The following is a 14419-nucleotide window of genomic DNA, read 5'->3' on the forward strand; positions in this document are numbered from 1 at the left end:
TCTGTAGGCTAAGCGCCTTCTGCCTTCTTGATTCCGGAGCGGATGGCCGAGGAGCGCGTTCAACCGATCGCCCTGCATCACGAGATGCAGCGCTCCTATCTCGAGTACGCGATGAGCGTGATCGTGGGTCGGGCACTGCCGGATGTCCGCGACGGTCTCAAACCGGTTCAGCGCCGCATCCTCTATGCGATGCACGAGCTTGGACTCACACCTGATCGCCCATATCGCAAGTGCGCCCGCGTCGTCGGCGACGTTCTCGGTAAATATCACCCTCACGGCGATCAGGCGGTCTACGACGCGCTTGTCAGACAGGTCCAGACTTTTTCAAGCCGCCATCCGCTGCTGGATGGCCACGGCAATTTCGGTTCCGTGGACGATGACCCCCCAGCCGCAATGCGTTACACCGAAACGCGACTGGCACCGATTGCTCACGAGGCATTGCTCGATGAGATCGGCGACGACACGGTCGATTTTGCCGCCAACTTCGATGGGTCCCAGCAGGAACCAACGGTCCTGCCGGCACAGCTGCCGTTTCTGCTCCTGAACGGCTGTGCCGGCATCGCGGTGGGCATGGCCACCAGCATTCCCCCCCACAACCTCGGTGAAGTGGTGGATGGGCTGGTGGCATTGGTTCGGAAACCGGATCTGAGCGATGAGAAATTACTGGCTCTGATCCCGGGTCCAGATTTCCCGACAGGCGGTGAAGTCCTGCTGGGCAGCGGAATCCGTGACACCTACCTGCGCGGTCGCGGCAGCATTCCGATGCGGGGCGTGGCCCACGTGGAGGAAGTGCAACCAGGAAAGGGCAAACACAAGCGCAATGCGGTGATTGTCACTGAGCTTCCTTATCAACTGAGTAAGGCTGGCTGGATCGAAAAGCTTGCTGAACAGGTCAACGACGGAAAGATCGGTGGCATCGCCGACATTCGCGATGAAAGCGACCGCGAAGGCATGCGGATTGTGGTGGAACTGAGGCGAGACGCTGATACGGACACCGTTCTCAAGGACTTGCAGCGCCGAACGTCTCTGCAAAGCAATTTCGGAGCCATCCTGCTGGCACTGGTGGACGGCCAACCTCGCCAACTGTCGCTGCGGCGAATGCTGCAGACCTTCCTGGAATATCGGGAACTGACGCTGATCCGCCGCACCAGCCATGCCCTGCGCAAAACGGAAGACCGGCTCGAGGTGGTGGAAGGCCTGATCACAGCGCTGGCCTCTCTACAGAAAGTCATCGCCATGATTCAGGAGGCGCGCGATGCATCAACAGCCCGAGCGAGCCTGATGGTGCAGCTGGATCTGAGCGAGCGACAGGCGGATGCAGTTCTGGCCATGCCCTTGCGACGACTCACGGGGCTGGAGCAGGAGAGCCTGCGCCAGGAAGCAGATGAACTGCGAGCTGAACGGCAAAGACTGAAGCTGTTACTGGACAATCGCGAGCAGCTTCTGGATGCTCTGGTTCAGGAGCTCCGCCAGCTGAAAAAACGGTTTGCCACCCCTCGCCGCACCCGTCTGGTGGAAGGAGGTGATCACCTGCTGGCGGAACGGGCAGCAAGCCAGCGCCCCAATGCCGAACTGCAACGCCGCCAGGCCCTCGATGCTCTGCCACCAGAATCGCGGATCCTGATCCAAACCGACGGCCAGGTGAAGGTGGTGAGCCCCCAGCTCCTCGGCCGATTGCATCTCAATGAAGCTGTCGATCTGGGCGATGAACCTTCTCCAGCGCGACTGATCCTGCCGATCAATCCTGCACCGCGATTGCTGGCACTCACTGCCAGTGGTCGGATCGCACTGGTGCGCTGGGAGTTTGCAGGTCAGCAACCTGGCGGACTGGAGCGTTTCCTGCCGACCGCTTTAGAGGGCGAAACAGTGATCAACCTGCTTCGACTTCCAGCCGTCGATGACAAAAACACCAACAGCCGCATGTCTCTTGGTCTGTTAACGACAGACGGACGCTTCAAACGACTTCCACTGGACGAGATTCAGGAGCTCTCGGGTCGCGCCGCCACCATCCTCAAACTGAAGGAAGGCGTCTCACTGCTTTCAGCAGTGATTTGCGAACAAGGAGGAACCGTGGCTCTGTTGAGTGACATCGGTCGAATTCTCTGTCTTCCTGTTGAAGAGCAGTGCCTGCCCTTGATGGGCAAGTTGGCCCAGGGGCCAATGACCATGCGCATGCTGCCCGGAGAAAACCTTGTGGGAGCTGTCAGCCAACCCGCTGACAGCAACAATTCTGAATCAAACAGTTCTGAATCAAACAACAGTGGTGAGGTGCTGATCGGAACCAACAACGGTGATCTGATTCGCCTCTCCCTCAGCGAACTACGCCGATGCAAACGTGGAGATCTAGGGGAAATCGCTGTGAAACTGAACGGCGATCACAAAGAAACCGATCGCCTGGTCTCAGTCTGTGAAAGCGCAGAACTGGTGGGTGTGGTGACCAACAAAGGGCGCCACGCACGCATCCAAAACACAGCAATCAGCATGGATAGCAATCAACCCTCACAGCTAAAATTCAAGACAGAAGAAACATTGGTTCAACTTGTTCCTCTGTTGTGCTGAATACGTTCCAAGATGAATTTAAAGTTCTTTTTCAAGAACTGCAGTTCCCCTCCAACCACTCGAAGTAGTCCTCATCAATATCTCCGGTCACATATTGACCGTCAAAACAGGACATCTCAAGGTCCTGGATGTCAGTTCCGTGGACAATACTTTTCTTGAGATTATCAACGCTCTGATACACAACATGATCGGCAGCGAGCACATCCGCAATTTGATCAGTCGAGCGTCCATGAGCCAGAAGCTCTCCCCTCGTGGGCATATTGATCCCATACACATTGGGAAAGCGAACAGGCGGGGCAGCCGATGTGAATGTGACCTGATTCGCTCCAGCGTCGCGCGCCATCTGCACAATTTCCCTGGATGTCGTGCCACGAACAATGGAATCATCCACAATAAGAACATTTTTTCCAGCAAATTCAGTGCCCAATGCATTGAGTTTTTGCCGTACTGACTTTTTCCTTTCCGCTTGTCCTGGCATAATGAACGTACGACCAACATAACGGTTTTTATAAAATCCTTCGCGGTATTCAATCCCAAGTTGTTTGGCCACCTGCATTGCAGAAGGTCTGGCTGAATCTGGTATCGGCATCACAACATCGATATCACCAGCTGGTAATGAGTCAGAGATTGTTTTTGCAAGCAGATCACCCATGCGAAGCCTTGTTTCATAAACAGAAATTCCATTCATGACGGAATCTGGCCTTGCTAGATAAACATATTCAAATGCACATGGAACAAGCTGAGATGACTGCGCACACTGCCGTTGGTGCAAATTAAAATCAAAGTCGATAAAGATCGCCTCCCCAGGTTCAACATCACGAACAACTTCATAACCACTATTTTCAATCACAAGCGATTCACTTGCAACGATCCATTCATCCCGACCATTTTTCGCGGTCCTGCGACCAAGAATCAAGGGTCTGATGCCAAAAGGATCTCGAAAAGCAAGAAGGCCGCGGCCTGAAATCAGAGCAATCGCTGCATAGGAACCCTTGACTCTGCGATGCAGAGACGACACAGCATCAAACAACTGGTCGGGAGAAAGATCAGGACCAGTGAGATGGGATTGGATTTCAGTGGCCAAAACATTCACCAACATCTCCGTGTCACTGGAGGAGTTGGTATGGCGACGATCAATCTTGAAAAGATCCTGTTCAAGCTGACTGGTATTGGTCAGATTCCCATTATGAACAAAAGTGATTCCATACGGAGCATTGACATAAAAAGGCTGAACTTCATCTTCAGCTGCAGCAGCTCCACTGGTGGCATAGCGAACATGGCCAATACCAACATTTCCAAGCAGTTTGCGCATGTCGCGCGTTCGGAATGCTTCACGAACTCGTCCACGTTGTTTATGGACGTGAAACGTATAGTTGTCCATCGTGACAATTCCTGCGGAATCCTGTCCACGATGCTGAAGCAGAAGAAGGTTGTCATAGATCTGCTGATTAACAGAATCAACAGAAAACACACCAATAATTCCACACATAACTACGACTCGCTATCAAAGTTATTGAATGAGCAAAATATGACCATTGAATTCATAAATATATCGGCAATATGATCCGCTCGAAGATCAAACAAGGCAGGAGATAAAATCATTTCAACATTAGCAAAGCGACGCATGGTCATTGAGAAAGCTCCCCGTTGCCATCAATTCTTCGCGGTAATGAACTGCTGTAGACATGACGACATTGCTCAATGGCCAGAGTCAGACAAGGATCCTGATCAACACAAACCTGCAGGCAAGGCTGCTCGGTCACAACACCAATCCGAGTGATTGGCAGATCGTCCTGCTCAGCTAACAGAGCTTCCCATGGACCCATGCGATCTGCCTTGACCGACACCACGATCCGACTCCCACCTTCGGCAAACAGAACACGATCCACACGCACACCCTGAACACTGAGATCGACCTCAATTCCCAAGCCCGAAGCCATCGAAGATTCCGCCAAAGCCACGCAGAGACCGCCATCGCTGCAGTCATGAGCTGAGCCCAGCAGACCGCGAGCAATCGCCTCACGCACAAAGCAGCCAACCTTGGCTTCCATCGGAAGATCCGGCAAAGGTGGTCGACCAGCCAGAGACCCTGTGATCAGCTGTTGATAAGCACTGCCTGCCAAGCCCAGAGAGATAGCGTCGCCGTCATCAGGGCCGACGCCAATCAGGTAGATGGAATCCTGAGCCTGTCGCCATCCCAGACCAATCACGGTCGCGATGTCGTCGACACCACCCACCATGCCGATCACAGGCGTGGGGTGGATCGGCTGCAGCGTGCCGTCATCTTTTTTGATCTCGTTGTAGAGCGAGACATTGCCACCGGTCACGGGGGTGTTGAGAGCTCTGCAGGCGTCCGAGATGCCGCGGCATGCCTTCGCAAGCTGCCAGTAACCCTTGGGGGTTTCAGGCGAAGGAAAATTGAGATTGTCGGTGACAGCAAGAGGTTCAGCGCCGACACAACTCAGATTGCGTGCAGCTTCGGCAACAGCTGCCTGGGCACCCCGCTCAGGATCCAATGCCACCCAACGGTTGGGACAATCCACCGTGGCAGCCACTCCCCTGGTTGAGGCATCCAGCGATCCTTCACCCTGCTGCGGCCGAAGTCTGACCACTGCTGCGTCTGCGGATTCAGAAGACACCACGGTGTTCGCCAGAACCTGCTGGTCGTACTGACGATGCACCCAGCGTTTGCTGGCAATCGTTGGATCATCCAACAAGCACAGAAGACTCTGACTCCAGTCATGGTCTTGGCCTGGGAGTGGAAGATCCGCTTCAGACCAACGCCACAGCTCCTGAATCTCAGCAGGAGGCTCACTAAGCAGATCATGGTGATTGATCGGCGTGTCTTCCGCCAAGGCCCTCGAAGGGACCTCTGCCGCCACAACGCCTGCCTGAAGCACCCGAACCACAGGATCAGCCAGGACGCGACCCACAACAGCCGCCTGTAGGCCCCAGCGCCGGAAACGCTTCATCAGAGGCTCTTCGCGACCAGCTCGCACCACGAACAGCATGCGCTCCTGCGATTCAGATAACAGGTATTCGTAAGCGGTCATGCCCTGCTCCCGCGCAGGCACCTTGTCGAGATCCAGCTCAATTCCCAGATCCCCTTTGGCTGCCATCTCCGAACAACTGCAGGTGAGACCAGCAGCCCCCATGTCTTGAGCGGCAACCACATCACCGCTCTGGAATGCTTCCAGACAGGCTTCAATCAACCCCTTTTCCAGAAAGGGATCTCCCACCTGCACAGCTGGACGATCATCCAAAGAGGCGGAACTCAGCTCAGCGCTGGCAAAACTGGCACCACCCATGCCATCACGACCGGTGGTGCTGCCCACGTAAACCACAGGATTACCAACTCCAGAGGCCCCGGATTTCACAATGTCGTCGGTCTCCATCAGACCGAGGGCCATCGCATTGACCAGAGGATTGCCGCTGTAGGAGGGATCAAAAGCCACTTCACCCCCCACGGTGGGGACGCCCACGCAATTGCCGTAATGGGCAATGCCTGCCACCACGCCCTGCATCAATCCGACATTGGCGGGATCATCCAGGGGGCCAAAACGCAAGGCATTCAGCAGCGCGATCGGACGAGCACCCATGGTGAAGATGTCGCGGAGGATTCCACCAACACCTGTCGCGGCACCTTGAAAGGGTTCCACCGCCGAAGGGTGGTTGTGACTCTCAATCTTGAACGCGAGGCGATGGCCTCCTCCGAGATCCACCACACCGGCGTTCTCACCCGGACCCACCAGGATGCGAGGTCCCTCTGTTGGAAAACCACTGAGCAGCGGTCTGGAGTTGCGGTAACAGCAGTGCTCTGACCACATCACCCCGAACATGCCAAGTTCAGCGCGGTTGGGGTCTCGCCCCAGGCGGCGTTGAATCTCGACGTAATCCTGCTGCGTGAGCCCTTCCTGGCGGAGGGCGGCCGCGACATCAAACGTCTCAGCCACAGAAGAAGACTGGGCCACAGTCAACAGGTCATCTGCTCCCAGTGTTGCCGACGGCCTGACCGTGCCAATCAGATCCAAGGATCCCCATCGCGTTCGACAGGCCGTCGGTTCTGCATAGCAGGCTCTCGATCAATCCAGTCGTCGTCCTGCCAATCCTCCAGTGGATCTGAATCCATGGGCTGGGGATGATCATCAGGTTCGTTGAGATCACGACGAGAGGGGTGGTCATCCCAAGGCGGTTCCTCCAACCAACCTTCAAGCCGTTCGCCGGCACGATCACCCAACTGTTGCAACTGCTCTCGCCAGTGACGAGACCGACGAACGAAATCCTGGCGAACACTGGCGCGAGCCTCGGGAAGATCATCCAGATCACGAAGACCCGTGGAGACCATCCCTGGCTGTTGATCAACAATGCGATCAGGTGTGAGCCGCCAGCGGCTGCTTCCTGGCAGACGTGGATCGCTGCGAGACACCAGGTAGTGAAGGATCTCTCCTGTTGAGGGAACAAAAGCGAGGTCTGCAACCTGACCAAGGCGCTCTCCAGCGACACCGAGCAAATCGGCGTCAAGCAAAGTGGGAAGTCGCTCAAGGGTGAGCTGATCAATCTCTGACGGCGCCCCTTTCACAAACACCTGCTGATCGTCGAGACCACGACACTGATCAAGTCTCCAGACGGTGCGGGAATTACGCAGAGCCGAAGGCCGACTCACCCAGCCCAGCAGGCGATGCACCGGAGGATGCATCCAGGCCATCACCCCAATGCCGTGATCAAGCCCCTGATCACAACGCACACGATGCCTGAGCAGATCGCTGAGCAGGAGGGGATCAGGCAGCGTCAAGGTCAGGAACGAATCTGAACAGGCATCACCAGATAGGTGAGGCCCGAAGCATCATCAGATGGTGAAAGAATGGCCGGGGTTGTCGGGGCATTGCACTGCAGGCGAACACGTTCCGAATCCATCGCTTTGAGTCCATCAAGCACATAACGAACATTGAATGCGATCTGTACGGGATCACCTTCAATCTGAGCAGATAGGGACTCCGAACCACTGCCAACATCCTGAGCATCGGCACTGATCTGAACCAGACCCTTCTCAGGATCACTGCCGATACGAACAACATTGTTGTGCTGATCTGCCAGAACAGCGATGCGTTCGAGTGAAGCCACGAAGGCCCGACGATCAAGATCAAGCGTGCGATTGAACGAATCGGGAATGAGCTGGCGGTAATTGGGGTACGTGCCCTCGAGCGTGCGACTGGTGACCATCTGATCAGCGGCGAGAACCACAACCTGACCGCTTTCACAAAACAGACTCACAGCGTCCGTTCCTTTCCATCCCGCCATCAGACGTTCCACTTCCCGCAGGGAGCGGGCGGGCAGGGTGACAGCGAGGCCAGCCTCTTCCGAAGCGTCCTGATCGGACAGAGCAAGTGGGTCCTGCAGTGCGTCATCAACACTGAGCACTGCCAGACGGTGACCGTCCGTGGAAGCAGCCTCAAGGCTGGTGCGATCAAAACGGAGATGCACCCCGGTGAGCAGCTGCTTGGCTTCATCGGAACTGCTGGCAAACAGCGTGCTGCGCAGTGCTTTCACCAAAGCTGCTGGATCCAGTTTGAGCGCTGTGCCGTTCTCAACCAGAGGCAGCTCCGGGAAATCATCCGCAGGCATGCCTCGCATCTGATAGCTGCCACTCAGGCTGGTGAGTTCCACCTGCTCTCCGGTGGCGTCAGTGACCAGAGTGATCGGTGAATCGCTGGAAAGACGCGAAACGATCTCACCAAACAGCCGCGCTGGCAGTGTCACCGCACCACTGGTTTCGACGGTCGCAGCGAGAGACGTCTGAATGCCCAGATTGAGGTCAAAGCCAGTGAGGCTCAATCGATCAGTGCCGGCATCCGCGGTCAGCAACACGTTGGCAAGCACCGGATGGGTCGGTCTCGCTGCAACCGCCCTGCTGACCAATTGCAGAGCAGCGTTGAGTTCCGTTTGGGAACAAACCAGTTTCATGGCGACGTTGTCCGCTGCAAGGCCTGAGGTCACCCACGGTTTCACAGGGACGCACGAAGCGCAATGGTCCAAACGAACATGCCCTTCTTGCTGATTACTGGCTGTTTAAGTCTTTTAGAAGAAACAACAAAAACAGCCGTAGTAGGGCCTGTGGAAACCGTGGAAAACCATCAAGTCCCTTGCTGATCAGTCGTTTCCTGATCACACAGGCCTGGGGATTCTTTTTTTGCCGGTGAGGAGAAACTGCTGTTTTTCACAGAATCAACAGCCTGGGGAAATTGGAACGGTCGAGGAGGGAGGCTTCTGGGTCTGGTTCTCCACAGCTTTCAGGCATGGTTTTCCGCCAGCTTCCGCAGGCAGTTCGTCATCTGGCCGCTGTTCCCTTTCGCCCTTTCGACATCAAAAAACCCCTTCTCGGGAGGGGTTCTTTCGCGATGCAGATCATCTGGGGCTGTGGTGAGGACTCAAAAACCCATCACTTTGGCCACCGTGCTCAGGTCAGGGTTCAGATCGGTATGGAAGGCAGCGTCATTGTTGTTGATGGCGCAATCGGGGTCTTTCAGTCCGTTGCCCGTGAGCACGCAAACCACCGTGGCTCCTGCCGGCACTTCGTCTTTGCGTTTGAGCAGACCTGCCACTGAAGCAGCGCTGGCTGGTTCGCAGAACACGCCTTCCTGCCCGCCCAGCAGCTTGTAAGCCTGAAGGATTTCCTCATCTGTCACATCCAGGAAAGCGCCGTTGCTTGCCGACCGTGCGGCAATGGCTTTCTCCCTGTTGACGGGATTGCCGATGCGGATGGCCGTGGCGATCGTTTCTGGATCGGTCACCGTGGTTTCGTTGACCAACGGAGCTGATCCACTGGCCTGGAAGCCCATCATTCTGGGCAGCGTGCGGCTTCGACCCGCCTGGTGATACTCCTGAAAGCCCATCCAGTAGGCGGTGATGTTGCCGGCGTTGCCCATTGGGATGCACAACCAGTCGGGGGCATCACCGAGAGCATCGATCAGTTCGAACGCGGCTGTTTTCTGGCCCTGGAGGCGATAGGGGTTCACCGAATTCACCAAGGTGACCGGGTACTGATTCGACACTTCCCGCACAATGTCCAGTGCCTTATCAAAGTTGCCGCGAATGGCGAGCACCTCGGCGCCGTAAACCAGTGCCTGAGCCAGCTTTCCCTGGGCGACATATCCATCGGGGATCAGCACGAAGGCCCGCATCCCTGCCCGTCGTGCATAGGCCGCGGCTGCCGCTGATGTGTTGCCGGTACTGGCACAGATCACCGCTTCACATCCAGCCTCCTTGGCTTTGCTGATCGCCATGGTCATGCCCCGGTCCTTGAACGAACCAGTCGGGTTCAAACCGTCGTATTTCACGTAGACCTTCACCCCCTTTCCGATCCGTTCGGCGATCGAAGGCACGGGGATCAAGGGGGTTGCGCCTTCTCTCAAGGTCACCACCGGAGTGGAGTTGCTCACTGGTAACCAGGTTCTGTAAGCCTCAATCAGCCCTGGCCAGTCCTGCATGACAGGAGCAGGGGAGAAGCGGCGACGGAAGCTGTTGAGCAGTGACACCTGCGCAGGGCAATGTTCCTCAGGAATCTATGTGGCAGGCACTGCAGCCTGGTTCAGTTGCTGCCGTCCTTCAGACCGTCCAGGGGGGAATCTGAGAAGAACTGCACCAGGCCTGCGATGGATTCTGCTTTTTCGATCACGGCAAGGAGTGCTGGGATATTCACTTCCATCACGTCCGATGGATAGGCCTCAAGAAATTTGATGGCTGTCAATCCGCCTTCACCGATCTGCAGCCCGTTGATCACGCCAGCGCGGATGGCTGGAACACTCACCGAGGGCGCGGGAACTCTCAGTGGATAGATGATCCGAGCCACCCTGGTCAGAATCACATCTCCGATCCTTGTGGACATCAGCCTGCTCGTGAGCACCAGTGGCAGATTCAGCTCCTGATTGAGCAGTTTTGCAACCTCCTCGGGATCCTGACGGCTCAGTTTCAGAAGCTCGACCAGCAGTCCCCGAGCTTCGCCGGTTTCAGCCAGGTAAGCGAGGTCCGCAACACTGATCGAACGGATGAAAGCCCCGCTCACCAGGGCAACGTCCTTCGCGGCGTGAACGGGTTGGAAGCAACTCAGTAGGCTCAGAGCCATCGCCGAACCTGTTGCCAGAGCGTGCCTGCGAAGGCGTGATCGTGCAGACATGGGCAGATTGAGTTGCTCGGAATCTAGGGGGAGACTCCTGCTGCTGCTTTGACCAGTCGGACAACTCCTCGTTCGGCCAGACCCTGTGCGAGTTCAACTCCCATGCGACGGGCGTCGGGCTCACGCATCAATCGGGGCAAGCGACTGAACAGCAGATCAGGACTGAAGCCTGGAAGCTGTTGCAGCACCTGGATGAGCTGACGGACCGGTTCAAGGTCCATATAGAAGTCCTGATCCAACTCGGCTCCCGACGCCATCAGCCGGGAGGGTTGCAATGGACGGGGCAGACGCCGTCCAATCCGTTGCAGGGTCATCCACCCCAGTGAATCGATGCGATCGGCTGCGGTTTCAACGAGCTGATGGCGCAGCATGCCCCCATGGGTTGACACCAGGAAATCCAGAACTTGATCCAGCAGGGCTTCCAGGTCCAGCTGGTCTTGACTGGCTGCACTGGCCACCAGATTTTCCAGCCGGGTCCAGCTGAAGATATCGCCGTCGAACAACATCTCTTTCAGGCTCTGCCGGAGCTGTGGATCCGGATCCTCCATCAGTCGGCGCGCGAAGTAGGGATAGGCAGCTCCGAGAATCTTGAAGTCGGAATCCACGCTCAGGGCAATCCCCTCAAGGGTGACCAGTGAGCGGATGATCAGTGCGTAGTAGGGCGGAACTCTGAACGGGAACTTGTACATCACCCCTGAGAGATCATCGGTGACCGCTTTGAAGTCCATGCGGCTGACACCTGCCTCCAGTGCCTGACTGAACACGGTTTCAAACGCTGGAACAATGGGCTCCAGATTCACGTCCTCCGCAAGGAAACCAAGGTTGACGAAATCCTTGGACAATTTGCCGAAATTACGGTTCACCAGGTGAACCACGGCTTGGATCAATCCTGTGCGTGATTCCCGCGAGACCTCGCTCATCATTCCGAAGTCCAGGTAGCAGAGCCGTCCATCAGCGAGGGCCAGCAGATTGCCTGGATGTGGATCGGCGTGGAAAAAGCCGTGCTCAAGAAGCTGTTGGAGGCTGCAGTTCACGCCCACAGACACCATGTCGTCGGGATCGATGCCCATGTCTCTCACCGCCTCAAGGTTGGTGAGCTTGACGCCGTCGATCCATTCCATCGTCAGCACCCTTCGACTGGTGGCTTCTCGATAGATCTTTGGAACAGCGATCCGGGGATTTCTTTGATGCAGCTCGCTGAATTTCTCCGCATTTGAGGCTTCATTCAGGTAGTCCATTTCTTCGAACACCCGACTGCCCAGTTCATCAATTAGGGCAACAAGATCGCTGCGGATCAGGCCGATATTGCTGTTGAGCCAGGCGGCGATGTTGCGCACGATGTAGAGATCAAGCGTGATCTGTTCGCGCAGACCAGGCCTTTGCACTTTCACGGCAACACGTTGACCGTCGTGCAACGTTCCGCGATGCACCTGGCCAAGAGAGGCAGCGGAGATCGGCTCGCGTTCCAGTTCCGCGTAGATGCTGTCGACTGGAGCACCCAGATCTTCCTCGATGCAGGCCATGGCCAGAGCGCTGTCGAACCCTGGAAGTTGGTCCTGAAGCTGGGCAAGTTCCTCCAGCAGCACCGGAGGCACGATGTCTGGACGTGTGGAGAGAGCCTGGCCCGCTTTGATGAAGGCCGGTCCGAGCTCCACCAGCAGTTCAGAGCATTCCCGCGCCCTGCTTCGAGCTCGCTGCTGATCCTTGAGCAGCTGGAAGATCCAGTCGAAACCGATGCCGATCAGCAGCATTCCAATTGGCACCAATGTCTGCCATAGACGTCGCAGCAGCCGTTGGGGATGACCCGCGTAGATCCGGGTGATGGCAGCCGGGTCATACGTCAGTAGACCGGCGGCTTCGATGAAATCTCCGAGTTCTTGAGGGGCCACTGGCCTCAATGCCATGTGCACCCCTTCTAAACGAGCAAAGCCGCCGCTACGGTCTGCTCCTACACCGGGGTCTGCCGTGCTAACCGGCCTGCGACTCGAGAACATCGCCTTAATCGACAGCCTTGATCTGGCTTTTGATCAAGGTTTTTCTGTGCTGACCGGCGAGACAGGGGCAGGGAAGTCGATCCTTCTCGATGCTTTGGATGCCGTGCTTGGAGGTCTGCAGGCGGGGGCAGGTGCGCGTCTGTTGCGTTCCGGTTGTGACCGAGGCGTGATCGAGGCCAGTTTTCGTCCTGGCGCAGCCGCCAGCCGCTGGTTGCTTGAACAGGAGATCAGCGACGGAGAGGAGGATTTGGTGGTGAGCCGTGAATGGCGGCGTCAGGAGGATCGCCTCAGCAGCCGCTCAAGGCTGAACGGGGTGATGGTGAATCGTCAGCAGCTGCTGGTGCTGCGTCCTCTGCTGATTGATCTCACCGTTCAGGGTCAAACCCAGCAGCTGGCACGTCCCGGTCAGCAGAAACGCTGGCTTGACCATCTCGGCGGAGCTTCCCTTGATGCCGAGCTCAGACAGGTTCGCCGTCACTGGAACGATTGGCTTCGCTGTCAGTCCAAGCTTGAGCGGGCTGAAACAGATCGGTTGCGTCTGGATCAACAGCGTGAGGAGCTGGAGTTGTTGCTGGCTGAGCTCGACCGAGCTGAGCTTGACGACCCCGAGGAAATTGATCAGCTCGAACGGGAACAGGACCGTCTCGTTCATGGGGTGCGTCTGCAGGAGGGTCTGGGTCTGTTGATCGGGCGTCTTCAGGACGGTGCTGATCAGGCACCCTCAACGCTTGATCACTTGCTGGCCTGCAGTCATGAGCTGCAGCAGATGCAGGGTCTCGACCCGTCTTTGAAGCCTTTGAGTGAGCGATGTCTCGATCTTGAATCAGGTGTTCAGGATCTGATCAGGGAGCTGGAGGGTTACGGAGCCTCTCTGGACAGTGATCCCCATCGTCTGTCTGTGCTTCAGGATCGCCTGGCCGAGCTCAAGCGCCTGGAACGACGTCATGGTCAGGATCTGATCGATCTGATCAAGCGTCGCGATGAGCTGCGTGATCGTCAGCAGTCCGGTGGTGTTGATGCACTGCTTGAGCAGTTGCGCAGCCAGGAGCAGGCGGCTTGTGTCATCCGTGATCGCAGCAATGCTTCGCTGCGTTCACAACGGTTGATTGTTGCGGCGGAGCTGCAAGAGCGGTTGATGGCCCATCTCAGGCCGATGGGATTGGCCAATGTGCGTTTCGAGGTCGCTGTTGAGCCCTCTGAACCTGGCGAGAGCGGAGCGGATGCGGTCTGTTTCCTGTTCTCAGCGAATCCAGGACAGCCGATGGCCCCGCTTGCTGAAGTGGCTTCCGGGGGTGAGATGTCGCGTTTTCTGCTGGCTCTCAAGACCTGCCTTGCCGAGGTAGATGGATCCAGCACACTGCTCTTCGATGAAATCGACACTGGAGTGAGCGGCCGTGTCAGCGGTGCCATGGCCGATCTGCTTCGGCTGTTATCGCGCCATCGTCAGGTGTTCTGTGTAACCCATCAGCCGCTGGTGGCTGCTGCTGCTGATCATCATTTCCGCGTCAGCAAGGACGTGTCTGACGGGGTCACCCATTCGCGAGTGTCCCAGCTGCGGGACACTCAGGAGCGTCAGCGTGAGCTGGCCGAACTGGCTGGCGGTGAGCGCCGCGAAGCCGAGGCCTATGCAGCCAGCCTTCTGGATCAGAAAGCAGCATGAGCATCATCTGATCTCAGTAGAATCCTCAGTTCCTGA

General features: G+C 56.8%; 9 protein-coding genes. 2 read left to right on the plus strand and 7 right to left on the minus strand.

All coding sequences use genetic code 11. The features are described 5' to 3' along the window. The first annotated feature begins 42 nt into the window (after positions 1-42). Entirely contained in the window at positions 43-2559 is a 2517-nt protein-coding gene (locus tag AC6EI9_RS10305) for a DNA gyrase/topoisomerase IV subunit A (protein WP_498467683.1), read from the plus strand. Between the two features lie 31 nt (positions 2560-2590). Here AC6EI9_RS10305 and purF read toward each other — a convergent pair whose 3' ends face one another. The 7 genes from purF to AC6EI9_RS10340 all read right to left on the minus strand — a co-directional run bounded on the left by purF (position 2591) and on the right by AC6EI9_RS10340 (position 12633). Next, positions 2591-4048 (minus strand): amidophosphoribosyltransferase, encoded by a 1458-nt coding sequence (gene purF / locus AC6EI9_RS10310; RefSeq protein ID WP_498467684.1) that lies wholly within the window; start codon positions 4046-4048, stop codon positions 2591-2593. 139 nt (positions 4049-4187) lie between these two features. Beyond that, a complete protein-coding gene (gene purL, locus AC6EI9_RS10315; protein ID WP_498470021.1) occupies positions 4188-6530 on the minus strand; it encodes a phosphoribosylformylglycinamidine synthase subunit PurL in 2343 nt (780 codons plus the stop codon). Positions 6531-6580: 50 nt separating this feature from the next. Then, a complete protein-coding gene (locus AC6EI9_RS10320) occupies positions 6581-7351 on the minus strand; it encodes an RNA methyltransferase (protein WP_498467685.1) in 771 nt (256 codons plus the stop codon). A gap of 2 nt (positions 7352-7353) precedes the next feature. Beyond that, entirely contained in the window at positions 7354-8520 is a 1167-nt protein-coding gene (dnaN, locus tag AC6EI9_RS10325) for a DNA polymerase III subunit beta (protein WP_498470022.1), read from the minus strand. 464 nt (positions 8521-8984) lie between these two features. Then, positions 8985-10043 carry a threonine synthase gene (thrC, locus tag AC6EI9_RS10330; RefSeq protein WP_498470023.1) on the minus strand — a complete coding sequence of 353 codons (1059 nt, stop codon included), beginning with the start codon at positions 10041-10043 and terminating at the stop codon, positions 8985-8987. A 101-nt stretch (positions 10044-10144) separates the two neighbouring features. Then, on the minus strand, positions 10145-10729 hold the full coding sequence (locus AC6EI9_RS10335; RefSeq protein ID WP_498467686.1) for an alpha/beta hydrolase: 585 nt from the start codon (positions 10727-10729) through the stop codon (positions 10145-10147). A gap of 23 nt (positions 10730-10752) precedes the next feature. Next, the gene (locus tag AC6EI9_RS10340) at positions 10753-12633 is read right to left on the minus strand and encodes an ABC1 kinase family protein (protein WP_498467687.1); all 1881 of its coding nucleotides are present in this window, start codon (positions 12631-12633) and stop codon (positions 10753-10755) included. Positions 12634-12694: 61 nt separating this feature from the next. Between AC6EI9_RS10340 and recN the strand changes: the two genes are divergently transcribed. Then, positions 12695-14383, plus strand: coding sequence for a DNA repair protein RecN (gene recN / locus AC6EI9_RS10345; protein WP_498467688.1), 1689 nt, complete (start codon positions 12695-12697; stop codon positions 14381-14383). Positions 14384-14419: the final 36 nt, after the last annotated feature.

It is taken from the genome of Synechococcus sp. MIT2312, from assembly GCF_059772315.1.